This window comes from Pseudomonas sp. (genome assembly GCF_036387035.1).
Classification (GTDB): domain Bacteria; phylum Pseudomonadota; class Gammaproteobacteria; order Pseudomonadales; family Pseudomonadaceae; genus Aquipseudomonas.
Map to the genome: position 1 here is coordinate 1 of NZ_DASVUM010000246.1, position 26191 is coordinate 26191.

Annotated in this window: 19 protein-coding genes and 1 pseudogene; 8 read left to right on the plus strand and 12 right to left on the minus strand. The window is 60.3% G+C overall.

Translation table 11 applies throughout. From position 1 onward, the window contains the following. Positions 1-178, plus strand: a pseudogene (locus VF672_RS22530) (NADH:ubiquinone oxidoreductase); the annotation flags it as partial. Between the two features lie 21 nt (positions 179-199). Here the strand turns inward: VF672_RS22530 and zigA are convergent. Further along, entirely contained in the window at positions 200-1402 is a 1203-nt protein-coding gene (zigA, locus tag VF672_RS22535; RefSeq protein WP_331107053.1) for a zinc metallochaperone GTPase ZigA, read from the minus strand. A gap of 95 nt (positions 1403-1497) precedes the next feature. Here zigA and VF672_RS22540 point away from each other — a divergent pair, with 95 nt between their 5' ends. Further along, entirely contained in the window at positions 1498-1878 is a 381-nt protein-coding gene (locus VF672_RS22540; protein ID WP_414705646.1) for a glutamine synthetase, read from the plus strand. Positions 1879-1941: 63 nt separating this feature from the next. Here the strand turns inward: VF672_RS22540 and VF672_RS22545 are convergent, their stop codons facing one another. Both VF672_RS22545 and VF672_RS22550 read right to left on the minus strand, forming a co-directional pair. Further along, positions 1942-3180, minus strand: coding sequence for an N-acetylmuramoyl-L-alanine amidase (locus VF672_RS22545; protein WP_331107055.1), 1239 nt, complete (start codon positions 3178-3180; stop codon positions 1942-1944). Positions 3181-3422: 242 nt separating this feature from the next. Further along, positions 3423-3944, minus strand: a complete 522-nt coding sequence (locus tag VF672_RS22550) for a DUF3617 domain-containing protein (RefSeq protein ID WP_331107057.1) — start codon at positions 3942-3944, stop codon at positions 3423-3425. A gap of 175 nt (positions 3945-4119) precedes the next feature. Between VF672_RS22550 and cls the strand changes: the two genes are divergently transcribed. Continuing rightward, the gene (gene cls / locus VF672_RS22555) at positions 4120-5559 is read left to right on the plus strand and encodes a cardiolipin synthase (protein ID WP_331107059.1); all 1440 of its coding nucleotides are present in this window, start codon (positions 4120-4122) and stop codon (positions 5557-5559) included. Between the two features lie 60 nt (positions 5560-5619). Here cls and cfaB read toward each other — a convergent pair whose 3' ends face one another. The 5 genes from cfaB to VF672_RS22580 all read right to left on the minus strand — a co-directional run bounded on the left by cfaB (position 5620) and on the right by VF672_RS22580 (position 13122). Continuing rightward, positions 5620-6804, minus strand: coding sequence for a C17 cyclopropane fatty acid synthase CfaB (gene cfaB / locus VF672_RS22560; RefSeq protein WP_331107061.1), 1185 nt, complete (start codon positions 6802-6804; stop codon positions 5620-5622). A 273-nt stretch (positions 6805-7077) separates the two neighbouring features. Next, positions 7078-9051, minus strand: a complete 1974-nt coding sequence (locus VF672_RS22565; protein WP_414705645.1) for a cation-translocating P-type ATPase — start codon at positions 9049-9051, stop codon at positions 7078-7080. Next, positions 9048-10115: an SPFH domain-containing protein gene (locus VF672_RS22570; RefSeq protein ID WP_331107063.1), complete on the minus strand. Its 1068-nt coding sequence runs from the start codon at positions 10113-10115 to the stop codon at positions 9048-9050. Before VF672_RS22570 ends, VF672_RS22565 begins: the two co-directional genes overlap by 4 nt. Next, positions 10112-11146: a protease modulator HflC gene (locus VF672_RS22575; protein WP_331107065.1), complete on the minus strand. Its 1035-nt coding sequence runs from the start codon at positions 11144-11146 to the stop codon at positions 10112-10114. The genes VF672_RS22570 and VF672_RS22575 overlap by 4 nt, the downstream gene beginning before the upstream one ends. 11 nt (positions 11147-11157) lie before the next feature. Further along, positions 11158-13122, minus strand: coding sequence for a protease modulator HflK (locus tag VF672_RS22580; RefSeq protein ID WP_331107067.1), 1965 nt, complete (start codon positions 13120-13122; stop codon positions 11158-11160). A gap of 417 nt (positions 13123-13539) precedes the next feature. Here VF672_RS22580 and lpdA point away from each other — a divergent pair, with 417 nt between their 5' ends. The 5 genes from lpdA (at position 13540) to VF672_RS22605 (ending at position 20888) form a co-directional block, all read left to right on the plus strand. Next, complete coding sequence (gene lpdA / locus VF672_RS22585) at positions 13540-14940, plus strand: dihydrolipoyl dehydrogenase (protein ID WP_331107069.1); 1401 nt, start codon at positions 13540-13542, stop codon at positions 14938-14940. Positions 14941-15202: 262 nt separating this feature from the next. Beyond that, positions 15203-16822, plus strand: coding sequence for a glucan biosynthesis protein D (locus VF672_RS22590; RefSeq protein WP_331107071.1), 1620 nt, complete (start codon positions 15203-15205; stop codon positions 16820-16822). A 535-nt stretch (positions 16823-17357) separates the two neighbouring features. Continuing rightward, positions 17358-18662, plus strand: coding sequence for a hypothetical protein (locus VF672_RS22595; RefSeq protein ID WP_331107073.1), 1305 nt, complete (start codon positions 17358-17360; stop codon positions 18660-18662). A gap of 13 nt (positions 18663-18675) precedes the next feature. Next, positions 18676-19959: a hypothetical protein gene (locus tag VF672_RS22600; protein WP_331107075.1), complete on the plus strand. Its 1284-nt coding sequence runs from the start codon at positions 18676-18678 to the stop codon at positions 19957-19959. An 89-nt stretch (positions 19960-20048) separates the two neighbouring features. Further along, positions 20049-20888 (plus strand): transporter substrate-binding domain-containing protein, encoded by an 840-nt coding sequence (locus VF672_RS22605; protein ID WP_331107077.1) that lies wholly within the window; start codon positions 20049-20051, stop codon positions 20886-20888. Between the two features lie 52 nt (positions 20889-20940). Here VF672_RS22605 and VF672_RS22610 read toward each other — a convergent pair whose 3' ends face one another. Genes VF672_RS22610 through VF672_RS22625 form a run of 4 tightly spaced genes read right to left on the minus strand, consistent with a single transcriptional unit; the run spans position 20941 to position 26108 of the window. Then, complete coding sequence (locus VF672_RS22610; protein WP_331107079.1) at positions 20941-22743, minus strand: FAD/NAD(P)-binding protein; 1803 nt, start codon at positions 22741-22743, stop codon at positions 20941-20943. Next, positions 22734-23741, minus strand: coding sequence for a 2,3-diaminopropionate biosynthesis protein SbnB (gene sbnB, locus VF672_RS22615; protein WP_331107081.1), 1008 nt, complete (start codon positions 23739-23741; stop codon positions 22734-22736). The genes VF672_RS22610 and sbnB overlap by 10 nt, the downstream gene beginning before the upstream one ends. Then, the gene (gene sbnA, locus VF672_RS22620) at positions 23734-24753 is read right to left on the minus strand and encodes a 2,3-diaminopropionate biosynthesis protein SbnA (protein WP_331107084.1); all 1020 of its coding nucleotides are present in this window, start codon (positions 24751-24753) and stop codon (positions 23734-23736) included. The genes sbnB and sbnA overlap by 8 nt, the downstream gene beginning before the upstream one ends. Next, positions 24750-26108, minus strand: a complete 1359-nt coding sequence (locus VF672_RS22625; RefSeq protein ID WP_331107086.1) for a SidA/IucD/PvdA family monooxygenase — start codon at positions 26106-26108, stop codon at positions 24750-24752. The genes sbnA and VF672_RS22625 overlap by 4 nt, the downstream gene beginning before the upstream one ends. Positions 26109-26191: the final 83 nt, after the last annotated feature.

A 26191-nucleotide genomic window follows, 5' to 3' on the forward strand; every position in this document is an offset into this window, starting at 1 on the left:
GACCGAGGTCACGTACTCGGAAGAGTGCCCGTCAGGGTCATTTGGCCAGTGCAGCAACGCGCAGGTCGCCAATATGCCTTATCGGCAGAACATTCACTATTACGGCGTGGCCAGTGACGCGGCGTTTCTCAAACCCTTCTGTGAGCAGCAGAGCAAAGGCGTCTGGAAAAACCAGTAAGGTAACCGGCATGCAGCGTCGCTACGCCGCATCGCCGTACCAGTCGCCAAACGGGTCAGGCATCAAGCGCCAGCTTGCCACGCCGGCGGCCATCTCGGCTTCCGTCAGCAGGCATTCGTCCAGCTCGATCGTCAGCCGGCCGAAGTCTATGTTCTGACCGATGAACACCAGTTCCTGACGGCAATCGCCGGTCTCGGCCTCCCAGCTCCTCATGATCACCTGGGTACTGTCGTCATCCTGCGGCCACTGCGCCTTGGGCACGAAACGCCACCAACGGCCCGCGAAGCCATGTCGCATCAATCCGCCCGCCTGCGACCAACTGCCAGCGTCCTCATGCTTGTTCGCCAGCCAGAAAAAGCCCTTTGAGCGCAGCAACCGGCCGTTCTCCCAAGGCGCATTGAGGAAGTCGAAAAAACGCTGAGGGTGAAAAGGCCGACGGGCCCGATAGGCCGTGGACGCGATGCCATACTCCTCGGTCTCCGGCGCGTGCTCGCCACGCAATTCCGTGAGCCAGCCCGGCGCCTGGGCCGCACGCTCGAAATCAAAGCGGCCGGTGTCGAGTACCTTGCCGAGGGGCACAGCGCCCATGACCATCGGCAGAATCTCTGCCTGGCTGTTGAGACGTCGTAAAATCGCCATCAGCTCTCGACGATCGGTTGAGCTGATCAGGTCGATCTTGCTGATCAGGATCACATCGGCGAACTCCACCTGCTCAATCAGCAGATCAGTGATCGATCGGTCGTCGTCCTCGCCCAGCGTTTCGCCGCGCGTCACCAGGCTTTCAGCAGCGTTGAAGTCTTGGAGGAAATTCAGGCCATCGACCACCGTCACCATCGTGTCGAGCCGGGCGACATCGGCCAGGCTCCGGCCCTGCTCATCGCGAAAGGTAAACGTCTCGGCCACCGGGAGCGGCTCGGAAATCCCAGTGGACTCGATCAACAAATAGTCGAAGCGGCCCTCATGGGCCAGCCGACTAACCTCTTCCAGCAGGTCTTCACGCAAGGTGCAGCAGATGCAGCCGTTGCTCATCTCCACCAGCTTTTCTTCCGCTCGATTCAGGCTGACGTCCCGCTGCACTTCGCTGCCGTCGATATTGATCTCGCTCATGTCATTGACGATGACAGCGACGCGCAGATTATCGCGGTTGCGCAGGATGTGATTCAGCAGGGTGCTTTTACCAGCGCCAAGGAAGCCGGAAAGGACGGTAACGGGGAGACGGTTCATGAAGGTTTCACCAAAGTGCGGATGCGTTCCTTTTTTACGTTATAGTATAACGATACACGCATGCTAACTCTTTTTCAGGCGGCTTCATGATTCGGATGTTTTGGCTGTTGATAGGGTGCCTGGCGTTACTGAGTTCACAGGCATTCGCCATGCCGCCCTCGCCCAGGCTGGACAAGGCGCTGTGTACCCGCACCGCGACGCTATTGGCCTGCATCGATGCCGATAACAATACGTACAGCGTGGCGCTGGCGGGGAAAACCCTGTTCCTGCGCGGCTACGAGAGTGCGGGCAATCGCCGCTGGGCTCAGACTAATAGCCGCTACGGCCCGCTGACGTTTTTTACCGGGCTGGCATCGGATGGCGAAACCTGGGTGGGGTATGTCCAGAAGATAGGCTGGACGACGATCACTCGGGTGTCCAGTTCCACCGGAAGCCGGACCAAAATCACTTGCGACCGAGTGATGGGCTGTCGTTGAGCCCAGCCGCTGGGACGTTTCAAGACGAGCGAATCCGCTCTCCCGCTCCACGGCAAGGCGTCGTCAGACCAGCGCTTCATTCGCCTTCTGTTCCTGGCGCCACGCCACGTAAGAACCGGCGGGCGGATTGCGTTGAAAGTAGCGCTGCAGGCCCTCAAACAAACCATCCGCCACGGCCTGTTGATGACGTGCAGTGACCAGGCGCTGGCTGTCGCGGCTGTTGGAAATGAAGCCGGTCTCGACCAGAATCGACGGCACATCCGGCGACTTCAGCACCGCAAACCCAGCCTGTTCCACGCGCTTTTGATGCAACGTCGTGACCCCTTCCAGGCTGCCGAGCACGGTGTGACCCAACTCCAGGCTGGCGGCAATCGTGGCGTTCATCGACATGTCGAGAATCACACCTGCCAGCATCGGGTCCTTGTCTTTCAGGTTCAACAGGCTGGTCGCGCCGATCAGGTCGGCGCCGTTTTCACGCTGGGCCATGAAGCGCGCCGTTGCCGATGTCGCGCCGTTCTCCGACAGTGCAAACACCGACGCGCCGGAGGCGGTCAGCCGTGGGGCGGCGTCAGCGTGGACCGAGATGAACATGTCGGCGTTGTATTTGCGCGCAATGTCCACGCGCTTTCGCAACGGGACGAAGAAGTCGTCGTTGCGAACCAGGCGCACATCAAAACCCTTCTCGCGCTTCAAACGCTTGGCGAGCAACTGCGCGATGGACAGCACCACGTCTTTCTCACGCTCCCCCTTCGAGCCGACTGCCCCAGGGTCCTTGCCGCCGTGGCCTGCGTCGACGACGACCATAATGTCGCGCTTGGCACGGTCTCGTCCCGAGGTTTGCGCAGGCGCTTCCTTTACAGTCGGTGAAGCTGCTGCCAACTGAACAGGCGCGCGTGACAGTACGTCATGGCCCAGATCAAGCACCAGCCGGTTGCCCTGCGCGCCTTCGGGCCCCAGCAGGAAGCTGTTGATCTGCACGTGTGACGTGAGATCGAGGACGATGCGCGTGTCGCTCTGGCCAAAGTGACCGGAACGAATTGACTTAATCGGCGTGTTTTCCAGCGCGAGTTGGCTGAAGTTGCCCTCCAGGCGCGCCCCGCTGACATCGATGATGATGCGTTCAGGCGCGCTGAGGGTGAAGGTCTTGTACTGCACCGGGCCACTCAGATCGAACACGAGCCGTAGCTTGCTATCGGAACGCCACAGGCGTGCGTTCCGAATCTGCGTTGCGTTGACTGAGAATGGAAGCGCGAAGGCGGCGCTGGCCAAAAGCATGTTGAGCAGCATTTGACGTCGGTGCATGGCACGTTCCGAAGGCGAAGAGCATCCCGGCTCAGATGGACAGTATTGGTTACAATATAACAGCCGGAATATCTAACAAAGATGAAGCTTTTTATAAGATTGGCGGCGCTTTAAGTGAGTTTACTCAATGGCTAAGACGAAAAAGCTCATGTGAAACAGCAGCATGTTCCACGTGGAACATCCACCTGCTCACACAAACAAAAACGCCCTGACAAGTCAGGGCGTTTGATTCAACCGATGGATCAGGTTCTCGGTTTCACGGTGCCGCATTGCTGCCCAAGCCAAACAGCGCGTGTGTCCATGCTCCCGTTTTGTTGCTGGCCTGTCGCGTTGAACGAGCCAATGACATGGGTATTGAACTCACGATCACTGAGGAACCGCGCGGTGCCAGTGCCCTGAGCGCGAGGACAGCTGAATTTGAATTTCCAGGTAGCACCTGTCCGTTCAGTGATCTGCTGGGTGCAACCGGACTTCGGATCGGTGAGCGGGATCTCCTCATTCTTAACCTGATCTTGCGTCAGGCAAATGCGTACGCCCTTCCCACCCAAAGTAACGCCTTGTTTTTCCAGCATTTGCTCCATGGCCGCCCGCTGCTGCGGCGCCATCATTTGCAACTGGGACAACATGACTTGCAGGTCCGGCATCTGCTGGCCGTCCACCTGCATGTTGCTGGAGCTCAGCTCCCACAGTCCGGGTTGCAGGACTTGCGCCTGAGCGAAGGGCGCAGCCAGACAAACCATCAACGCCAGTACGCGCTTTTTCATGAATTGGGTTTCCTTTTTTATTCTGAGGCAACTTGATGCGACCTGCTTGCAGGTCACCTATCGATGACGGTTAGACGGCAGATCGGGTAGCCAGTTGCACGGCCAATAAAATAGCGACAATCCCGGCGCGGTGTGGTCTGTTAGACACCAATAAGCTCATAGCACAAGGTTGCGCATGGATTATCACAGCCCGTATTTCTTTGGCTATTTGCTCGGTTTTACTCACCTGCTGGGCATTGTCGCAGCAATCCACGCGTTACTCACAGTGCGCACTGCCCAAGGTTCAATTGCCTGGGCGATGCCCCTTATCTTTATCCCCTACGTTTCCCTCATCCCGTATCTGGTTTTCGGAAGGAGCACTTTCGACGCCTATATCAAAGCGCGTCGTCAGGCGAACACTGAGATGCGCGCAGCGATCGCCGATTTCAACTGGAAGCCATGGATTGAAGAGGCAGTCGCAGCGCGGCGGTCGGACGCATACCGGTCGCTGCGCGCGATGCCTAAATTAGGGCGCACGCCTTGCCTGGCGAACAACGAAGTGAGGTTGTTGATTAACGGCGATGAAACATTCGGCGCGATCTTCGACGCCATTAAAAAAGCCAGGCAGGTGGTGTTCGTTCAGTTCTTCATCATCCACGACGACGACCTGGGCCGGCGCCTGCAATCGCTGTTGCTGGAAAAGGCCGCTGAAGGTGTGGCCATTCATGTGCTCTACGATCGCATCGGCAGCCATGCGCTGCCAGCGAGCTACGTTGAAAAGTTGCGCGCCGGTGGCGTGCAGATCAAAGCGTTCGCGACCCGGGGTGGCTGGCTGACACGTTTCCAGATCAACTTCCGTAACCATCGTAAGATCGTGGTGATCGATGGCGCTGAAGGCTTCGTCGGCGGGCACAATGTCGGCGATGAATACCTTGGCCTCAAGCCTCCGCTGGCGCCATGGCGCGACACCCACGTCGCCGTTGTCGGACCTGTGGTGGCGTGTCTGCAGGAATCGTTTGCCGAGGATTGGTACTGGGCGACCCGTGAGATACCGCCACTGATCCTGCCGAACAGCTACCCGGAAGACGGCGTGCTGTGCCAGCTACTGGCCAGCGGCCCCGCCGATGCACAGGAAACCTGCTCGCTGTTTTTCGTCGAAGCGATTCACGCGGCAACCGAGCGGGTGTGGATCACGACACCCTATTTCATTCCTGACGAGGCCGTGTCGGCCGCACTGAGGCTGGCGGTTCTGCGAGGTGTTGATGTGCGCCTGTTGCTGCCGTCGCGTCCCGACCACTACACGGTGTATGCCGCCTCCAGCCTGTTCGCGTTCGAGGCTGTCCGCGCAGGCGTTCGTATTTTTCGCTACAAACCCGGTTTCCTGCATCAGAAGGTGGTGCTGGTCGATAACGCGATCTCGGCGATTGGTAGCGCCAATCTGGACAACCGCTCATTCCGGCTTAACTTCGAACTCATGCTGCTAACGGTGGATGAAGATTTCGCACGGGAAGTTGAAGCCATGTTGATTAATGACTTCGCGCTCTCCCACGAAATCTCCAGCCAGGAAAGCAAAGAGACCCATCATTTGCAGCAGCTGGGAATGCGGGTAGCGAGGCTCATTTCGCCTATCCTCTGAGCGGAATTGCACACAGCCTGCGGCAGCAAACCTCAGGTCTACGTCCGCGACGCCCGGGTTTCACGCGTACAGATCGTCCCGCGTCAGCGGCAAATCATGGCTACCATCCGCATGCGGCTTGACCGCCAGTATCTGATGCAGATTGATCCAGCCCTTGGAGAATGCGTACGAGCAGCCAGCGAGGTATAGCCGAAAAATCCTCAGCGCGTGCTCCGGTACCATGGCAGCGGCGACGCTGAGCTTCTCCTCGAGGCGAGCGCTCCAGTGTTCGAGCGTCTTGGCGTAATGCAGGCGCAGGCTTTCCACATCCACCACCTCCATGCCCGCCTCGCTGACGAAGGCGGTGATCATCGAGAGGTGCGGCAGTTCACCGTTCGGGAACACGTAGCGATCGATGAAGTCACCCGCGCCGCGACCGACAGGACGCCCATCGGTGTGCTTGGCGGTGATGCCGTGGTTCATGACCAGGCCGCCCTCCCTCACCGCATCAAACAGGCATTTCGCGTACAGCTCGAGATTGGCGTGGCCGACATGCTCGAACATGCCGACGCTGATGACTTTGTCGAAGCGGCCGTCTTGAGGCAGATCCCGATAGTCGAGCAGCTGCAGTTCGACCCGGTCCTCCAGACCCTCGGCGCGGACACGTTCCTGCGCCAATGCCAGTTGCTCGCGGCTCAGTGTGATGCCGAACACCTTGACGCCATACTCACGCGCGGCAAAGCGGGAAAGCCCGCCCCAGCCACAGCCGACGTCGAGCAGGTACTCGCCCGGTTTGAGGCGCAGCTTGCGGCAGAGATGATGAAACTTGTCTTGCTGCGCCTGCTCCAGCGTCTCGTTGCCCGTCTTAAAGTAGGCGCAGGAGTAGACCATCTCCCGATCCAGCCAGAGCTGGTAAAAGTCGTTGGACAGGTCGTAGTGGTAGGAAATGGACGCGGCGTCGGTAGCCTTGTCATGCTCAGTGCGTACAGGAGGGTGGTCGTCGTCCTCGTCCACCAGCGCTTTGGTCAGCTCATCACAGACCCGCACGACTTCGCTGATGGAGCCTTCCAGCTCAAGTCGCCCTTCTACAAAGGCGCTGCCAAGAAGATCGAGGCTTGGGTGCGTGAAATCGGAGACAAGCGCCGGGTCCTTGACCACGATCGTGACGCTGGGATCACTCCCCAGATCGAGCTGGTTTCCGTCCCACAGCCTTAGACGCAGCGGCAAATGAAGGTTCTGTAACGCCGGTGGAAGTTGCGCGAGCATATGAAATCCCCCTGATCCAGCTAACGGAAAAGGGTAGTCCATAACCGACCCCAGCCAAGGAGTCGTCAGGCAATCGGCTGTTGAACGACGACGAATCTACAACGGGTACGACCGTGTGCCCCAGAATTCGAGCCAATGAGACGCCTGCAAATGGAGCACCCCCGACAAGACTGAGGATAATTTGTAACAGAGTGCCTCAAAGCTCAAGCAAATTTTAATACTTAGCGAAGCGGTCTAAGCCGGTGCTTTCACGGAAGCACCGGGAATTCAGGGTTAGGAGGGTGTATGAAATTTTGCAATCGGCTCGTGGAAACGCAGTAAACGTCCGGCGTTGCCGAGCACCAGCAGCGTGCTGAGGTTATGCAGGACCGCGGCGATCATGGCGCCTGCGGCGCCCAGCACACCGAAAGCGGCCATGGCAACAATGGCGAGTGTCCAACCAAGGCCGATGATCACGTTCACCTGCAAGGTGTGTCGGCATTGGCGGCTCAGTCGCACGCACGTGCCCAAGCGGCGCAGGTCACTGCCGATCAAGACGATATCGGCAGAGGCCAACGCGATGTCCGCCCCGCCTGCCCCCATCGCGACGCCAACCACTCCAGCCTTCAGCGCGAGGGAATCGTTGATGCCATCCCCGACCACCATCGGCCGAAAGCCGTTTTTGATTTCGCTCATGACTCGGTTGAGCTTGTCCTCGGGCAATGCTTGAGCGTGGATATCGCTGATGCCGACCTCGTGGCCCAGGCTGTCGGCGACACTTTGGCGATCCCCCGTCAGCAGCAACTGCCGCCCCATCCCCAGCTCGCGCAACTCACTCAGCGCCTGACGTGCCTCGGGCTTGAGACTGTCGGCCAGCAGGAGCCAGGCCAGAAAGTGGCCATTCACCGCCAGGCCGGCAATCGGGCCGTCATGATCAGGAACGGGTGAGGTTGCGATGCCCAACTGCGCGAACAGCTCTGGCCGTCCCAACGCGGCTTCGCCCCGAGCTGTCTTGGCAACGACGCCCAGCCCCTGGCGCTCGCGAATGTCGTTCAGCGCAAGGAGATGATCCTTGTCCACCAAATTGGCCAGCGCGCGGCTGACCGGATGGCTGCTGGCCGAGCCCAGACTTGCCGCCAGCGCGATCACGTCTTCGCCCGCACCCTCCTCGGCCTGAACCGATTGCAGACGCAAGCTGCCGTACGTCAGCGTGCCGGTTTTGTCGACAACCAGCGAGGTCAGGTCGGCCAGCTCTTCGAGAAATGCTGAACTGCGGATCAGAATGCCGTGGCGCGCCGCGACAGCAATCCCCGCGATAGCCGTCGCCGGCGCCGACAGCACCAACGCGCAAGGGCACGCGGCGACCAACACCGCCAGCATCGCCTGCGCGTTGTTGGTGATGAACCAGGTCACGGCCGCGATCAGCAGCACCAACACCATGTAGCTGCCGGCGTATTTCTCTAACAGGCGAGTAATGGGCGGCTTCGAGCGCTCAGCGCTTTGCATCAGCGCGATGACCTTGCCCAGCGTCGACTCGTTGCCGATACGCGTTACTTCGATACGCAGCAGCCCATCAAGGTTGATCGCGCCGCCAAACACCTCCATGCCGACGCGCGCTTCGAGCGGAACCGACTCGCCAGTGATCGGTGCCGTATCGAGGCTGGCCTGCCCCGAGATCACCAACCCGTCAGCCGGCACGCGGTCGCCAGCGCGCACTTCGACGCGATCACCGGCGGCCAGCGTGCCGTTGTCGACTTCACGGACCGTTCCGTCCTTGTCGATCAACCGGGCATGGCTGCGGGTCAGACGGCCCAACGCCCGGATGGCTTCCTGGGAGCCAATGACGCTGCGCTCTTCGAGCACGTGACCGAAGATCATGATGATGGGCAGTAGCGCGGCGGTCATCAGATCGCCAGTCGCCCAGGCGCCGAGCATGGCGAGTGCGATCAGCTGGTCGGTGATGCCGTGCAGGCTGGGGTGACGCAGGCTGTGCCAGCCGGCGCTCACCACGGGAATGGCCACCAACAACGAAGCAGCGCCCAACAGCAACTGGCTGACGCCGACTTGCTCGGGCGAAAAGAATCGCCAGACCAGTCCCAACGCGAGCAACCCCAGGGCAAGCATCGCGAGCGTCAATTGGCGCGCTGCGCTGCGCTGTTCTCGACCGGTGAGCATGCTGCCAGGCACGGCTGGCGCGTCGTGATCGTGATCGTGATCGTGATCGTGATCGTGATGTTGGGAATGATTGTGTAGCGCTTCGCCACTCATTTGTCAGCTCCCTGAATGATCAGGCGGGAATCATCGCGGGGGTCGACCGTGGTCACAGAACCCGCCTGTTTCAGGATCGCCGGCACCCGCTCGCGGTAGATCCGCAGCAGCAGTCCGGGATCGCTCTTGTTCTGGATCGACTGCGCCAGCCCGGTCACCGCAGCGGTATCGGTCTGCGCCTTGGCCAGCCGTTCGGACGCTTGGGCGTGGGCCACCTGCAGTGTGCGGTCGGCCTGCTGATTGGCAGTCTGGTTAAGTTTTTCTGCGTCAGTGCGCGCGTTCGCGACAGCCTGATCGGCCTGCTGGCTGGCGGTGAGCACCGCGTTGAACGCGTTCACCGCCGCGGCCGGAAGGCTGGACTGGACGTCGACTCGCACGACCTCGACGCCCAGACCGACGCCGGTGGACATCAGCTCGCCGAGTTGCGCATTGATGCCTTGTACCAGGTCACCGCGCAGACGTTCGCGACGCTCGGCGGACTGGCTGTCAGACCCCACCAGCTCGGGGCGCGCCACCAGAATGGTGTCCAGGTCGCGAGCCGCAGTGAGGCTCACAGCGCTGCGGTTGACCAAGCGATCCAGGGCCGGCAACACGTGCTCGCCTTGCAGCACGAACGCCCGAGGGTCCGTCACTTTGTAGTACGCCGTCACGTCGAGTTGTACGACGCCGGCGTCGCCCGTCAGAAGATAGCCCGAGCCCGCCAGGGCGTCGCTCATTGGCGTCGCGAAACTGGTCACCTTGTCGGCGGCCAACGCAGTGGGCGAGCGCAACAGCGTTTCGACATGCCGCTCGATCACGCGGTCAGCGGAAGGCAGCAGCACCACTTGCTCGAACGGTTGCGGCCAGGCGAGCAGTAGACCGGCGTTTTGCACGCGGTCCAGCTCGCCGAAGCGAAACACCACGGCGCGGTTTTGCGGATCGATTTCCCGCACATTGGAGACCGCCCAGCCGAGCGCCGCCAGCAGGGTCACGGCATACAGCCCCAGAAACGCCAGCCGACTGGCCTGCAGCCACGGGCTGTTCACCACCGGCCGCTCGATCTGCGCAGCGTCTTGCTCGGTCATGGCTGCGTTCCAGCCTTGCCATCCAGCGTCGGCGGACCCTCCACAAGGACCCGGAACGGCGCAGCATCGGTGCGCAGAATCAGCTTGGTGCTAGGCCCTACTACGGTGCCGAGGGTGTCCAGCGAGCGCAGTAAGTTGTACAGCTGCGGCGAACCGGCGTAAGCGCGGCCGTAGATCTGCGCCGCTTCGACGCGTGATTGCGCTTCGATGTCGGCAGCTTTCACGGTGGCGTCGGCCTCGACGATGCGCGCGTCGCGTTCGGCGGCGGAACGGATCTGCGCCGCCTCGCGCTTGCCGATGGCGGTGCGCTCGGTGGCAATGGTCTCGCGTTCAGCGCGCATGCGGTCGACCGTCGCGTTGAGCGTCACCGAGGGCAACGTAAGACGTTCCACCCCCACTTGCAGGACGCGAACGCCATAGGTGGTCAGGAGTTGCTTGTCGATCTGCTGACGCAGCTGGTTTTCGAAGTCGGCGATGCGCACCTGATTGGCATCGGTGTTGATCAGGCTCGACAAATCAAAGCTGGCGGCGGTGGTTTCCAGTGCCGAGCCAACAAACGTCCGGATCTGCCGCGCGGCTTCGTCCGGCTGGTTTTGCACGGCGCGCATGAAGCGCTTTACGTTGTCCGGGTCGCCTTGCACCTGCCAGGCGACGTACGCCTGAACGATGATGCGCAGGCCATCGCGAGTACCCACGTCTTGCAAGCCGCTTGAGGTGGTGCGCAAACGCAGGTCGACGGGAATCGCCGCTTCGAACGGCGCAGGCCAGCGCCAGCTCAGGCCGGGATCAAGCAGCACTCGGGCGGGGTTACCGAAGCGTGTGATGACCGTCGCCTCGCCGGAGCGCACCTGCACCAGACTCGCCGCTGCGACCGCAAAGGCAATCAGGACCGCCCCCAACGCGGCACGGCGCCAGGGAAAGACTGCCGGTCCGCTGGCCTCGCCATGGTGATGACCGTGATGGTGGCCGCCGTGACCGCTGTGGTCGTGACCGGAATGGTCGTGGTGATCGTGGGAATGAAACAGACTCAAGGGACGACTCCTTATTCAGCCGACGGCTGTTCAGCTGACTGGGCCGACGCTGCAGGGTCGACCGGGAGGGTAAAAGAACGCAGATCGATGGTTGGCGCGCTGGTGCCGCCGAGCCGATGATCCAGTACCAGCAACTTGGCGTGGGTCAGCCCCTGGGTCAGCTGACTGAGGTACTGCTCCAGCAGAAACGCCTGGCCCGCTTTGGCGTATCCCTGTTGCTCGGCGCTGAAACGCAAATCCGCCCCTTGCGCCGTGGCCATGACTTCGCGCGAGGTGGCTGCCGCCTGATCGTGGGCCATGCTGGCGTGCAATTGCGCCACATTGGCCTGATCGGCCGCCGCCCCACGCTCCCGGGCAATAAGTGCCTGGGCGCTGATCTGGGCGGCCTGTACAGCGTGATAGGCGTTTGCCGCGCCCGCCGGTGGATGAATCGATTCGACCACGGTCGCGAGAATCTCTACGCCGCTGTCGAGTTTTTTCAGGTCGCGCTGTACGGCGTCGCCGATGTCAGCCGCCAGATCATTGCGCTGCTCCCCGAGCAGTTCGTCGAGAGTGCGGGAAGCAAAGTCGTGCACGAGCACGCGGCTGGCGGTGCTGCGAATCAGACTGGGGATGTCGGCGCTGTTGTACGTCGCGGCCAGTGCGGCCTCGTCAGTCAGACCGATGCGATACACAAAGCGCACGTCCATATTGACGATCTGGAAGCTCTGCTTGTCTCCCGAGCTGCTGGCGATCACTTGCGACTTGTCATTGATGTGCGTGGCGTCCCACAAGCGGTTGGCGATAGCGGGCGGCGGGCCTTCGGCAGGGTCAAGCGTCAGCTCGGCACCTGCACCCTCCGACACGCTGGTCGCCAGCTCGTGGACCACGCCATTTTCCACCGCCAGCACCCTTCCGAAAGGCCAGGGCAATCCAGCGTGCAGGCCGGGTTCCAGGACCTCTACCGGTTTGCCGAAACGCTCGTAGATACCCCGGCCCTGCATGGGGATTTCGTGGACACCGCTCAACAACCAGCCCAGGCCGACAATGACCGCCAACACCGGCAGAAAGGCGCGGCGCATGTAGGTAAACGCCCAGATTTGCCGCAAGTCGATGCCGAAGCGATTGTGCAGTTCAGTTTGCAGCGCCTGAAGCGGGCGCGGCGGCCAGCGCAACAGACCGGCGACAAAGCTGCTCGCGATCAGGCGCGGTTCAAAGCGATCGTTGCGCGGGCTGAACACAGACAGGAACGCGCGGATGAGTAACTCAACGGCGACCAACCCCGGCAGAAGGCCGATCAGCACAGCAAGCCGTGCGGGCCATACCCGATCGACTGATGAGAAAAACAGGCAGAACGCGGTGACCAACAACGTACCAATGGAGACCCGGGTGATCTGCGCCAACTGCTCGGCTTCGGGCCAACTGGCTTCGGACTCGTTGCCAAATTGCCGCTCCAGCACCAACAGCGCGAAAGCAATCAATAGCAGCAGCCCGCCGACCAAGTTGCCGGCGAGGCCGACATTGCTGCCCGACAGAGCGAGATTCCAGATCAAGCCAATACTGATCAGCGACAGCAACGCCCAGCCTGCCAGCCAGAACACGGGCAAGCCGACTTGGCCGACCATCGAAGACCCGGCGCCGCTGATGCGCCCGAGCATGCGGTCATACCAACCGGTCTCTTCTCCCTCGGGCAGGGCTTCTTCGTGCGCAGTCGTTGCAACCGGTGCGATGACGCCCGCGCGCCAGTGGCTGATCACGTGTGCCGACTGCAATGCCGCCGCCAGGACCAGCAGGCTGGCGGCGCTGTTGGTCAGAACCGCCGTCCACAATGAGTTTGGGGAAAAAAGGTCTACGAAAAGCGACACTATCAGGCCGACCATGCCTGCCGCTCCTGTCAGGTACGTCAGCCGTGAGAGACGTCGCGATTGAACAGCCGCCCGCTGAAACCGTGGCAGGCTCGACGGTGCAGCGCCCTCATCATCCAGATCAACCCGCATTGCAACTCCAAAGCCCGTTTAACGCTGTAATCATTCACCGTTCCCGCCCGCCAACCGGCGCTGCATGACGCCGTATCAAACGACGCTGAAACAGGGCGTTACGATATAACAGAAATCGTGAAATTTTCGTCTGATTATTCGTCAGCCCAGGTCTGGATGCGCGAGCAGACAGGCAGCAGACAGGTAAAACACGGGGATGCGCTGACACACAGCAGGCAGCGCGATGCCCGGCGTACATGTTTGCAGCTAAAGCCTGTCACGCTTGAGGGTAGGGCCTTCACCGCTCACGCCCGCTTATTGACTTTGAAGTGTTCCGGGAGAAATATTACAGCCATCATTTAAGCCCGTCCGATCCTGCGTGGCAGATACCGAGACAAGGCTACGCTTCCCTCCATTGTCCATTCGAGGAGTACGTTCATGAGTCACTACGACGTTGTCATCATCGGAGGTGGCCCCGGCGGCTACAACGCGGCGATCCATGCGGGCCAGAAAGGCTTGAAAGTGGCATGCATCGAAGGCCGCGAGACATTGGGCGGGACCTGCCTGAATGTGGGCTGCATTCCCTCAAAATCGCTGCTTCATGCCTCGGAGCTGTATGAGGCGGCGACGGGCGAGGCATTCAGAAAGCTCGGCATCGAGGTTACTCCGACGTTGAACCTGACCCAGATGATGGCGCAAAAGGTTGAAAGCGTGACCGGCCTGACCAAGGGCATCGAATTTCTGTTTCGCAAGTACAAGGCCGACTGGATCAAGGGCTGGGGTCGCCTCGCAGGGCCCGGCAAGGTCATCGTCACCGACGCCGCAGGCGCCGAAACCGAGCTGACGGCCAAGGACATCATTATCGCCACCGGCTCCGAGCCGACCCCCCTGCCGGGCGTGACCATCGACAACAAACGTATTCTGGATTCCACCGGCGCGCTCTCATTAAGCGAGGTGCCCAAGCATCTGGTGGTGATTGGCGCAGGTGTCATCGGCCTTGAATTGGGCTCGGTCTGGCGCAGGTTGGGCGCGAAGGTGACGGTGGTCGAGTTTCTCGACCATGTGGCCCACGGCACCGACCTTGAGGCGGGCAAAACGCTGCATCGCTCGTTGTCGCGTCAGGGCATGGTTTTCAAACTCGGCTCGAAGGTCACCTCAGCCGTCGCCGGGGAAGCCGGCGTTACGCTCAGCGTCGAACCCGCCGCCGGTGGCGAAGCCGAGCAGATCGAAGCGGATTACGTACTGGTTTCGATCGGCCGTCGTCCGGTGACGAAAGGACTGGGCCTGGAAACCGTCGGGCTGGAAGTGGACAAGCGCGGTGTCCTGCCCAACAAGGGGCATCGCACGGCGGTGGATGGCATCTGGGTGATTGGCGACGTGACATCCGGCCCGATGCTCGCGCACAAGGCGGAAGATGAAGCCGGCGTGTGTGTCGAGCGTATCGTCGGCAAGAAGGGCGAGCTGAATTACAACCTGATCCCCAACGTCATTTACACCCTGCCCGAGCTGGCCAGCGTGGGTAAAACCGAAGAGCAACTGAAGGAGGAAGGACGCGCTTACAAAGTGGGCAAGTTTCCGTTCAGTGCCAACAGCCGCGCCAAGGTCAATCACGAAACGGACGGCTTCGCAAAGGTGCTGGCTGATGAGCGAACCGATGAGATTCTCGGTGTGCATCTTGTCGGCCCGAGCGTCAGCGAGATGATCGCGGAGTACTGCGTGGCGATGGAGTTCGCCGCGTCCGCCGAGGACATTGCCCTCACCTGCCACCCCCATCCGACACGGTCCGAGGCGCTGCGCCAGGCGGCGATGGGCGTCGGAGGACATACCACGCAGGCTTGAAAACGCGTTGCGGCAATGCCTCGATGCTGCCGGTCGAGCTTGCCGACTATAGCCGGCCCCACTGAAGCGATGCGCATCCAGATTCAGCAGCAAACGCAACACGTTGACGCTAAATCGGTCGTGCCCTGAAACGATTTTTTTCCCTTTGCGCGAACAAGAAGCCGAGATTGTTATCTGTTTGTTGGTAATTTGCGTTCGGCAAGGATTGGGAAAGCGCAATTTTTTGTGCAGGAAGGCACAGCATCTTCAGAGGCTTCACCATATGAATCGCAGGAATCTCTTGAAAGCGTCCATGGCGCTGGCAGCGTATAGCGCGCTGCCCGCCTCAGGTCTTTACGCGGCACGCGCGTTGGCTGCAGCGGCCGATGGCGACATCGAACACTTCGACTTCAAGGCCTTGCAGGACAACGCCAAACAGATGGCCGGCAAGCCTTACGTCAGCACCAAGCAAAACCTGCCGCCAACCCTGGCAAACATGACGCCTCAGCAGTTCAACGCGATCAAGTACGACGCCGGTCATTCACTGTGGAACGACGTGAAAGGCCAGCTGGACGTACACTTTTTCCACGTCGGCGCAGGGTTCAAGACGCCGGTGCGCATGTACAGCGTCGACCCGGCGACCCAGCAGGCGCGTGAAGTGCATTTCCGCCCTGAGTTGTTCAACTACGAAGCCAGTCGTATCGACCAGAGTCAGCTCAAAGGCGACCTGGGCTTTGCCGGCTTCAAGTTGTTCAAAGCCCCCGAGATTGCCATCAACGACATCCTGTCGTTCCTGGGCGCCAGCTATTTCCGCGCCATCGACAGCAACAAGCAGTACGGTCTGTCCGCCCGGGGCCTGGCGATCGACACCTACGCCCACCGCCCTGAAGAATTCCCTGACTTCACCCAGTTCTGGTTCGAAAAACCGACCAAGGACGCCACGCGCTTTGTGGTCTACGCGCTGCTGGATTCTCCCAGTGCGACGGGCGCGTACCGCTTCGATATCGACTGCCAGGCTGACCGCGTGGTGATGGACATCGATGCGCACATCAATGCGCGGGCCGACATCGAGCAACTGGGCATTGCGACCATGACCAGCATGTTCAGCTGTGGCACTCATGAGCGCCGCATGTGCGACACCCTTCACCCTGAAATCCACGACTCCGACCGGCTGGCCATGTGGCGCGGCAACGGCGAATGGATCTGCCGTCCGCTGAACAATCCGGCCAAGATCCAGTTCAACGCTTTTGCCGACAAAGACCCGAAAGGCTTTGGTCTGGTGCAGACCGACCACGAATTCAAGACCTATCAGGACACCGTTGACTGGTATCACCGCAGGCCAAGTCTGTGGGTCGAACCGACGACGGCATGGGGCGAGGGCTCAATCGATCTGCTGGAACTGCCTACCACGGGCGAGACGCTGGATAACATCGTCGCGTTCTGGAACCCGAAAGTGCCGGTCAAGGCCGGGATGTCCATGAACTACGGCTACAAGCTCTACTGGAGTCCACTGCCGCCGGTCAGCACGCCGCTGGCGCAGGTCCACGCAACCCGTTCAGGCATGGGCGGTTTCATCGAAGGCTGGGCACCGGGCGAGCATTACCCGGAAGTCTGGGCGCGGCGATTCGCGGTGGACTTCAACGGTGGTGGATTGGACCGACTCCCTGAAGGCTCGGGCATCGAGCCAATGGTCACGGTGTCCAACGGCAAGGTACAAGACTTCAATGTGCTGGTGCTGCCGGACATTAAGGGTTTCCGCGTGACGTTCGACTGGTACCCGACCAGCGACTCGGTAGAGCCGGTGGAAATGCGCATGTTCATAAAAACCGGTGATCGCACGCTGAGCGAGACTTGGCTGTACCAGTACTTCCCGCCCGCGCCTGACAAGCGACGCTACACATGAAGGTGATCCGATAACGGCTTGCCGGGGTCGCCGCGTTCGCTAGATCGCCTATTGGCCGCTGCGCATAGTGCAGCGGCCAAACCGTCTTCACGCGCAGGCTCATGCCTGGATTTCCGCTTCTGCGACGCATGTTGCCCGCGCCTGACATCCGCCAGCCCGCGCCTCTTGTAACGAAAATGAGTCATAGAGCATTGACTCAGGCGTCCTGTTTATCCCCTTTTTACCAGCGTCAATTTTCTATCCGCCAATTAAATCAAGGACTTATAAATCTTGATGTCTAGACAAGAATATATATGCCTGTATTTTTGACTATTTGATTGACAGCCCTTCGATCTACCGCTGATATATCCCTGTCACGCCGCCCGCGAGAGGACCGCCATGCCCCTTTCCTGCCTGCGCCGACCACCCAAAATGATTGCCATTGCACGCCATCGACGGTTATTGCCGCTTCGGCTGGGCGGTCGCTTTCCCGCCCGGCAGTCTGCTTCGCACGCTGACACTTATCACACGTACAAATGCTCCCGAGGGGCTGCACATGATGTCGACTTCCCCCGTTTACGTTGAAAAACCTTCATTGCTTTCATTCGACAAATCCACAGCGATCGTGCTGGTTGCGATCAGCTTGATACTTGTCGAAACCTTCAACGGTGCTCTGCGCTTCTATCTGGATCAGGCCGGGATTTCCGTGGTCCTCTACGGCCCCAAAATCGCCTGCCTGCTGTTATTCGCGCTGGAGCTACGCAGTTTCAAAGCGGGTCCCGGCGTCTGGCTGAGTCTGCTGGTGCTGTTGCTGTCCGCCGGATGGGCAGCGCTCAATGGCGCCCAGGCCGGAAACTTTGCGTTCGCGCTGTACGGGATCAGCCCGCTGCTGTTCGGGCTCGCCTGCGGTGACCAGATCATTCGTCACAAACGCTTGTTCATGTGGGTGATTGCCCTGTGCCTGCTGGCGTCGCTGGGCGGGATTGCCCTCGACCGGTATGTCAGTCTGCCGTGGAAGGGCTACAGCTACACCGTCGGCGGCACGGAGTTGAGCGCCAACACCGCATGGGCCTCGGAGGACGTGGACCGCCCGGCCGGGTTCGCGCGGATCTCCAGCGCGTTGGCAAACATCATTGCGATTTTCAGTTTGTACCTGATGGCGACTCTGCGCTCGAAATTGCTCGGGATACTGATCTGCGTCATAGGCCTTGCGGGCGTGATACTGACCACAAGCAAGGCGCCGGCACTGGCGTTCATCGGCGGCACCGTTCTGTTGCTGATCATGCGCTTTCGCTGGACGGCACGGGCCGCCATTGTTGTTTCGGTGCTGTTAGGGATGTCGCTGCCGTTCGTGGCGATGATGACCGATTTCGATGCCACCCGAATCTCCCCCACGAGTTCGCTGGCATCGATCTACGACCGATTGATCAACACCTGGCCCAACGTTATTCGAGCACTGATGGACGATGGTCACACGTTGTCCGGTGTCGGCTTCGGACTGGTGGGCAGCGCCGTGGCGGCTTTCCCGGTTGTCGGCGCTGACATCTTCATGGTGTCCGACAGCACGGTGGTTTATCTCTGGGCCATGTTTGGCCTGGTCGGGTTGTTTCTCTATGCCCTGCACATCCCGTTGTTCTTCATCCTGGCCGACAGCGTCAGTCGTTATGGCCAAGCGTTGCTGGTCACCAGTTTTTGCATCTGCATCGTCAGCTGGACGACCGATACGCTGGAAGTCACCCTCGCCAACCTGTTCATGGGCATGGCCATCGGGCATGCCCTGGCGATGAAATCCCGGGGCAGAGTGCCCGCCCCAAAGCCCCATGAGCTGCCTACGTGGAATGGCCTGCCGGGTCTGAGTTGATCGAGACCATCCTATGAATTTACGCAGCATCGGTATGAGCGGTCTGGCCTTGATGGCCGCCCTCTGCGTCGCCAACGTCGCCATCGCCGAGCCCTTCATCGTTGGCGTTGCCACCCATTCGATGAATAACACCGGGCAACCGCTGCGCAGCCTTCAAATCGCCAGCGCAGCCGGCGTCACGTCCATTCGGGATGACGCTTTCTGGTCCACGGCCGAACCTGCGCCGGGCCAGATGCAAATCATTGCGCCATGGCGCGCATGGCTGAGCACCGCCAAGGGGCTGAACCTTGCCCCGATGGTGATTCTCGGCTACGGCAGCTCACTTCAAAACGGCGCCAAGCCACGCACGCCTGAGGTCAAGATCCCGTACCTTAACTACGTGGACTACATCACTCGCCAGTTAGGCAACCCGGTGAGGTTTTACGAGGTCTGGAACGAGTGGGACCTGGACGGCCCGTCCGATAAACGACTGAGTAATGACTACGCGACACTGGTCCGAGACGCGGCACCGATCATTCGCAAGAACAATCCGCAGGCGGTCGTGCTCGCCGGCGCCGTCACGAGCCAAGGCATCCGAAGCGGCTTCGTCGACCGAATATTGGACGCAGGTGTGATGAAATACGCCGATGGCCTTTCCCTGCACCCCTATGTGCATTGCGGGGGCCTTGACCACAACACCCCGGAAAGCTGGATCGGCTGGATGCGTGACCTGGACCATCGAATAAGCGCCAAGGTCGGCAGGCCGGTGCCTCTTTATCTGACCGAGATGAGCTGGCCAAGCCACGATGGCAATTGCGGCACCAGCGTCGAGCGTCAGTCTGCCTACCTGGCGCGCGCCTATTTCCTCATCCGCACACTGCCCAACGTCAAAGGCATGTGGTGGTATGACCTGATCAACGATGGCCTCGACCGCAAGGAACAGGAGCATAACTTCGGTCTGCTCGATACCGACCTCAACGCAAAACCGGCTTACTCAGTGCTCAAGGCCATCAGCCCTTACCTGGGTGATTTCACCTACGAGCCGGCGAACAGCCTCCAGGCTGACGACGTTTATCAGTTGGCCTTCAACAATGGCCGCGAGCGGATTCTGGTGGCGTGGGTCAGCGGTCGCGAACGGGAAGCGGGCGTCAGTGCCGCCTCCATGCAAAACAAACCGATGCGCGTACTGGATACCCATCTGCCCGGCAAGGGCATGATCGATTCCCCGCAGAAGTGGGTGTGCGATGCCGAACGTTGTTCGGCTCGGGTGATCCTGACGGAATTTCCGAAAATCATTCGTCTCAGCCCCGACGCTTAACGCCTGACGCCCCAACCCCATGCCCGAACCTGTGCCAACCCGCCTGACCTCGTCAGTGCGGGTTTTTTTATGTGCTGCCGATACAAATAATGGCATTACGAAATTTTCCGGACATGTCTTGCTGCTACGCTGCCGCCTGGTCAGGCGCGCTGCCGGGGGAACGTATGGGGCTTCGAGGAAGATTCATCGTCGGCTGTTTGCTCGGGCTGCTCATGCTGCCAGTCGCCGCTGAGGGATATGTCGCGGGCGGTGCCCAGTGGAAGCCTTATGCCTACGAAGACAAGGACGGTCATCTGGCAGGCATCTCCATTGATGTTGCACGACGCGTGATGAGACTGGCCAATCTGGACGTGACCTTCGTCACCTACCCCGTCAACCGCCTGCAAACAATGCTGCGCAAAGGCGAAGTCGATATCAACTTTGCCGACGCGCTGATCTGGAACAGTCCAGAGGATCAACGCCGATACGTGTTCTCCAAGTCCTACGCCATGGTCAAAGAGCACCTGTACTTTCTGGCCGACCACCCTGCCCGCGGCCAGACCATCGCCCAATTGGAACACCTCACCATTGGCATGGTGCGCGGCTACAACTATTGGGCCATGGACCCGGCCATTGAAAAGCACCGTCTAAGCCGGCTGGAAACCTCTCAAGACGAAGCGCTGATCAAGCTGCTCCAGAGCAGGCGCGTGGACGCCATCGCCATGGTCGACGACATCTTTGATGCGCTGATTTCGGCCAATGACCTAGATCCCGACCAGTTCGTTCAGGGCGCACGGCTCAGCGAAGCGCCTCTGGTGTTCAAGCTTCAGCCGCAACACGCCTCCTGGCTGCCACAGATCAACAATGCGATCGACAGCCTGAAGAAGACCGGCGAACTGGAGCGCATTCGACGCAAGTACTTGCCGGGGACGCGGGCGTTGTCCAAATGACTCTGCAAGTTGTGCAAGTAAAGCTGGCCTCACTGAGCCCTGACCGGGGCGCCTATACAGGTGCGCCAACCTCCACATTCAACCCCAGCATTTCCCGGGCGATGCGGTCGGCGTCGACGAAGGCGCGAGAATAGCTGCCGGCGGAGGGGACGTAGTGGTTGTAGTAGGTCGAGCCTTCAACGAGCGGGCCGGTTATCCACAGATTTGGCTGTGCTTTGCCTTCACTGTTAACAAGCACGCCCTCGCCGTACTCATTCAGGCTGGGGATAACGCCACTGGCCTTGAGCACTTGTACGATTTCAGGAAACGACGACATGCTGTGGGCATTGGGGAGATGGGCCTTCATGACATCCCCCAAGGGTAGCTCCAAATCCCCGGAAGATCTGATGGTTGTCGGCCTCCCAGTTGTACTGTGGATAACTTCAGAATAACGCACCCAGTGGACAATTCCTGCGTCCGCCAGCGCCAGCAACTCTTGATGACGCTCCTTTTGCGGCCCCGCCACCATTCGATTGACATGTGGCGCGTATATACCAAAAAAAACACGTCTGGCCTCGGGCGTAAGACCTTGGTTATCCACAGCCCTGCGTAGCTGCTCCCGGCAACTTCTCCATACCTCTATCGCTGCCTTGATCGGGCTTGCATCAAGTCCCAGAGAACTCTGCGCAATGTCCCGTTCAATAAATCCGCGTATGGCCTGGGGATAATCTGCGGCGTCGATGTTCACCACACGGGGGTTATACACAGCCTCATCCAGCGGGGGCTCATTAAAACGGGACGCCATCTCCGTCGACATCGCGCCAAGCGTGGCTGAGTAGTAGGCACGCGCGATTTCTGCCTTGATGTCGGCGGCCGATTCGCCTTTTTGCGACGCGATCATCCCGTAATATTCCGCGAGCATTTCGGCCTTGATCAATGGGAGAACCTGCTGCTCGAAGTCCAGGCCGTCGGGGTTCGCCGCTCGCAGATCCGCTACTGCCGACAGCGTGAAGATTGATGCAGCACCTGATGTTCGATGGGGCACGATGTCGGGCCGCGTGCGGTAGGGCATACCGCTGCGCGAGAACATATAGATGCGTGGCTCCCGTCCACTGGGTTCATAGCGCAAGCCGTCCTTCAGCTCGCTGAACCGGCCCCCCCGCCCGACCGTTAGATCGGCCACGGCATCCATCGCGGCCAGGCCCAGGCCTTCAATTCCGACTGCATTTGTGGATAACTGGGAGTCGCGCAACTGCGGGTGTGAGTAATCTTCGGAAGGTCTGGCCATTTCGACGCCTGCATGTTGTGAACGCCGAGCATGGCCTACGGTAATGGCCAGCCAGTCCACGCAACAGTTCAGCCCCCCTGTGGACAGAACAAACCGGCCCATGTCGGTATGTTCAATGTTATCCACAACACGTGCGTGGTGAGTCACGCGCACGTTTACCGGCAGACTGCGAATCACCTCTTCATACGTCCACGCCAGGTACTCGCCCAGCCACCTGCGGGGCAGGAACTCATTCGGCCTTATACGGCGTTCAGCCGACTTGAAACGCAGGCACCACTCGTAAAAATTCGGTCCCTGACGGCCTGTGCCTCCATCGAGGGCGGCAGTGTCCGGAAACATTGAAATCTGCGAGGCAACGGTATTGAGCATCAGATATTCAGCCTGATCGACCGCGTGCAACCCCGGTCCCGGACGCTGGGGTTCAAAGACGTTGACCTCTATGCGCCGATTCGTGCTGGCCGACAGCGCACCAATGCGCTCCAGCACCGTCAGCCCGCGTGACCCGCAGCCGACAATGCCGATCCTGATCGTCGGGTTATCAACGCCGGAGAATGATTTTTCGCCCGCCAGCGCTTCGCTCAGTTCCATCTCAGGGTTTCTCCGAAGAAAGAGTCAATGGCGACGCCTCGCGATTGCGCGAGCGCCGTATCGACGACGAATTTACTCAGCGCCAGGTCCAGCACGCCAAGGCCGAATGGCGAGAAGATGGAGGGCTTCGCAGGGTCAAGCTGCACCTCCCCGCGCATGAGGCCTGCCAGCGTGCCGTTCATGAAGGTACGGCTGCCGGTCAACTGCTCGGCCAGATGCGGCGACGTGTTGGCCTTCATGCAATGCTCGACGTCGTCACAGAGGTTGTTCGCTTCCAGCAGCAACTCTGGCGCGATATCCCGCAACGAGATGTTCAGCACCACCTGCCCGACGCGAAAGCTCGTTGGCGGTTTGACATAGGGCTCGCCCGCCGTGGTGGCAAAGATCACCAGATCTGCCGCCAATGCCTGCTCCAACGAACCAGCCCGGGCTGTGCATAAGTCCGTATTTTCGATATAGCCGATCAAAGCGTCCGCAGACGCGGCGTCGAAGTCATGCACAACAGCGTGTCCGATATTCCATCCTTCCACGCGGAGCATGCGCGCGATGTTGCGGGCAATCACCCCGGCGCCGATAAACCCCACAGACGCAGCCTGGCGCGACTGACCATTGAGCCAGTAAGCACCGGAGACCGCCGAAGCTGCCGTTCGCACCGCGCTGATCTGAGCACCTTCCAGACACGCATAGGGATAGCCAGTCTCGCGGTCATTGAGGATCACCACGGCTGACGCTCTCGGCTTCTGCTGTGCGACATTGCCGGGAAAGCTGGAGATCCACTTGATCCCGGCCACGGCGTGCTCGCCCTCGAGTGCCGCTGGCAGCGCGATGATGCGGTTGGCGGGTTGTTGCGGGAAACGAAGAAAATAGCTGTCCGGGTTGAGCGTCTGCCCGTCGTGGTGCTGCAAGTACACCTGCTCGATCCGCCGCACCATGTCGTAGGCATGTGTGTTGAGGATGTCTTTGATGACCGCGCCCGGGATTACGTGAAAGTCAGACATTCAACTCTTCCCCCTCGAACGTGTGGACGTACTGTTTCACATACCGAGTGATCGGCTGCGAAGTGAGCGCAGTCAGCTCAGCGCGTCCGAACTTCTGCATCACCCACTCATCGTTGTAGATGGTTTCCAGGTAACGCTCGCCAGCGTCTGGTGAGATCGCCACGACCACGGCGTCTTTGGGAATGCCCAGCGACGGCGCGGCCAATCCGGCCACCACCGTCCCGGTTGAACCGCCGGCCAGCACGCCATTGGATTTCGCCAGCCAGCGACACATCGCAACAGTGGCGCGCTCATCCACCACTTGCTGTTTGTGCAAGTGGTGGGCGCGAAATATCGGCGGCATCTGGCTGGAGCCCAGCCCAGGGATGAAACGCGGGCCGGGCGCCTGACCGAAAGTCACCGACCCTGCGCTGTCTACCGCGATGATCTTGGTGCGCGGCGAATGCTTGCGGAAATACTGCACGCAGCCCATCAATGTGCCGGTCGTGCCGGCGCCGACCACCAGGTAATCCAGCGCCGGGAAGGCGATATGAATCGAGCGCGCGGTGGTGTGTTCATGGGTGCGGGCGTTGGCGGGGTTGCTGTACTGGTTGAGCCAAAGATGACGGGGGTCACGCGCCACGGCATCGCGGATGTAACGAATGCGCGTGCCCAGATAACCGTCGTTGTCGTCTCGTTCGGTGACGATCACGATCTGCGCGCCGAAGGCCTCCATCATCTTGATGTTGTGCAAGTTGGTGTTGGGGTCGACCACGCAGCAGAACTTATAGCCGCGCTCGGCGCAGATCATTGCCAGCGCCACGCCGAGGTTTCCGGATGAAGACTCGATAAGAACGGTGTCCTTGTGGATAAGTCGACGCTCGGCAAAGGAATCGATCAGGCCGATGGCCGTTTTCATCTTGATCGAGCCTGCCGGATTGCAGGACTCAAGTTTCAGGTGCAGGTTTTCGAAACCCAGGCCTTTCACCCTGACGAAATTTGAGTCGCCGACGATATGAGAAATGAAGTTCATGGCCGTGCCTCAACGCGTTCCGGCCTGCCGTAGCTCGGCATGGCCACCGCTGGCGTACTCCGCCGAGGCTGGGTCGCGAGCAGCGCATCGGTGAGGTGCTGCGCACGTAACGCGACCATCGAGAACGACTGGGCGTCGCTGATGCCGTGGGTTTTTTCCGAGGTGCCATTCGCCAGAATCTGCACGCCTTCGCTGTGCTGAAGCGCGACACGGTAGTGCCGGTCCACCGCAAGCGTGCCGTCCTCATCGCGCACCAGCCAGGGTTGCAACATGGTCAACAGTGGCGGCACGGCGAGCTGCTGGTACCCCGTGCCGAGGACAATGCCGTCGACGTACAGCACGGTTTCGACGCCGGTATTGCTGTCACGCAAAACCACTGAATAGGCATCGCCCACTTTTTCCACAGAAGCCACCTCAGACCACGCATGCAGGTTCAAACGTCTGTGACCGGTCACTTGGCCTTCGTACATGAAGGAGTAGAGCGCCTGACTCTCGTCGACATCGATACCCGCGTAATTGGTCGATCGGATCTCTTCAAAAACGCGGCTACGTCTGCCGGGCTCAAGGTCGTGAAAATAGTCGATGTGCTCGGGCAGAAAGGCCATGTTGGGAAACTGACCCAGTTGACCTACCTTGAAACCCACGCCGCGGTGCACCGAATGCACCTGCGTGGTGGGCGCAGCGCCGAGCAAATGCGTAACCGCCTCTCCCGCACTTTGGCCCGAGCCCAACACCAGCCAGCGCTGCGCGATAGGACCGCCGCCGAGGTGTATGTTTTTCAGGTACTGGGACGTGTGGAAGACCCGCCCGCCAAGATGCGGGCTGAACGCATCCGGTATGCGCGGCAGGCTGCCGTGGGAAAGCACCAGCCGTCTTGTGCGATAAGTGCCCTTGGCAGTGACGACATCGACACCTTTCAAGATGCCCTTCTCCGCCACTGGCAAAACGTCGAGCACCCCTTCGTCGTAGGCGACGTAATCCTTGAGTTGTGCGGCGACCCAGGCAATGTAGTCGGACCATTCCACCCGGCTGGCCGGACGCCCGAGCAGGCCGAACGCATGCAGGCGGCCCTTTTCTTTCAGGTACATGGCGAAGGAAAAGCGGCTGCGTGGGTTGCGCGGCGTCACGAGGTCTCGAAACACATGGTGGTTGATATCGGTGCCCGCCAGTAGAAACGCGCCGTGCCACGTGGAATCACGCCCTTTCTCGAAAAAACGCACGCGCTGGAAAGGCGTTTGACCGTTGTCTTCCGCCTCGTCTTCCAGCGCACAGGCGAGTGCGATACCGGCCGGGCCGAAGCCGACCGAGACGACGTCCAGCGTTTCACGCACACCTTCGGTTTCATACTGAGTCATGGTCATTCTTCCTGAAAGTTACAAAAGACGTGGCGAGCTTCTGGGCAGGCCGCTTCAACACAGCAGACGTCGTTCATGGGCGT

Coding starts and splice junctions, on each gene's coding strand:
- VF672_RS22550 (WP_331107057.1), bottom strand. CDS start 3,944: ATGAAAAAGCGCGTACTGGCGTTGATGGTTTGTCTGGCTGCGCCCTTC.
- VF672_RS22610 (WP_331107079.1), bottom strand. CDS start 22,743: ATGGAACTGAGCGAAGCGCTGGCGGGCGAAAAATCATTCTCCGGCGTT.
- VF672_RS22540 (WP_414705646.1), top strand. CDS start 1,498: ATGTTTTGGCTGTTGATAGGGTGCCTGGCGTTACTGAGTTCACAGGCA.
- VF672_RS22595 (WP_331107073.1), top strand. CDS start 17,358: ATGATGTCGACTTCCCCCGTTTACGTTGAAAAACCTTCATTGCTTTCA.
- VF672_RS22570 (WP_331107063.1), bottom strand. CDS start 10,115: ATGACCGAGCAAGACGCTGCGCAGATCGAGCGGCCGGTGGTGAACAGC.
- cfaB (WP_331107061.1), bottom strand. CDS start 6,804: ATGCTCGCGCAACTTCCACCGGCGTTACAGAACCTTCATTTGCCGCTG.
- zigA (WP_331107053.1), bottom strand. CDS start 1,402: ATGAACCGTCTCCCCGTTACCGTCCTTTCCGGCTTCCTTGGCGCTGGT.
- VF672_RS22605 (WP_331107077.1), top strand. CDS start 20,049: ATGGCATTACGAAATTTTCCGGACATGTCTTGCTGCTACGCTGCCGCC.
- VF672_RS22545 (WP_331107055.1), bottom strand. CDS start 3,180: ATGCACCGACGTCAAATGCTGCTCAACATGCTTTTGGCCAGCGCCGCC.
- sbnB (WP_331107081.1), bottom strand. CDS start 23,741: ATGTCTGACTTTCACGTAATCCCGGGCGCGGTCATCAAAGACATCCTC.
- lpdA (WP_331107069.1), top strand. CDS start 13,540: ATGAGTCACTACGACGTTGTCATCATCGGAGGTGGCCCCGGCGGCTAC.
- VF672_RS22625 (WP_331107086.1), bottom strand. CDS start 26,108: ATGACTCAGTATGAAACCGAAGGTGTGCGTGAAACGCTGGACGTCGTC.
- VF672_RS22600 (WP_331107075.1), top strand. CDS start 18,676: ATGAATTTACGCAGCATCGGTATGAGCGGTCTGGCCTTGATGGCCGCC.
- VF672_RS22580 (WP_331107067.1), bottom strand. CDS start 13,122: ATGCGGGTTGATCTGGATGATGAGGGCGCTGCACCGTCGAGCCTGCCA.
- VF672_RS22565 (WP_414705645.1), bottom strand. CDS start 9,051: ATGAGTGGCGAAGCGCTACACAATCATTCCCAACATCACGATCACGAT.
- cls (WP_331107059.1), top strand. CDS start 4,120: ATGGATTATCACAGCCCGTATTTCTTTGGCTATTTGCTCGGTTTTACT.
- VF672_RS22590 (WP_331107071.1), top strand. CDS start 15,203: ATGAATCGCAGGAATCTCTTGAAAGCGTCCATGGCGCTGGCAGCGTAT.
- sbnA (WP_331107084.1), bottom strand. CDS start 24,753: ATGAACTTCATTTCTCATATCGTCGGCGACTCAAATTTCGTCAGGGTG.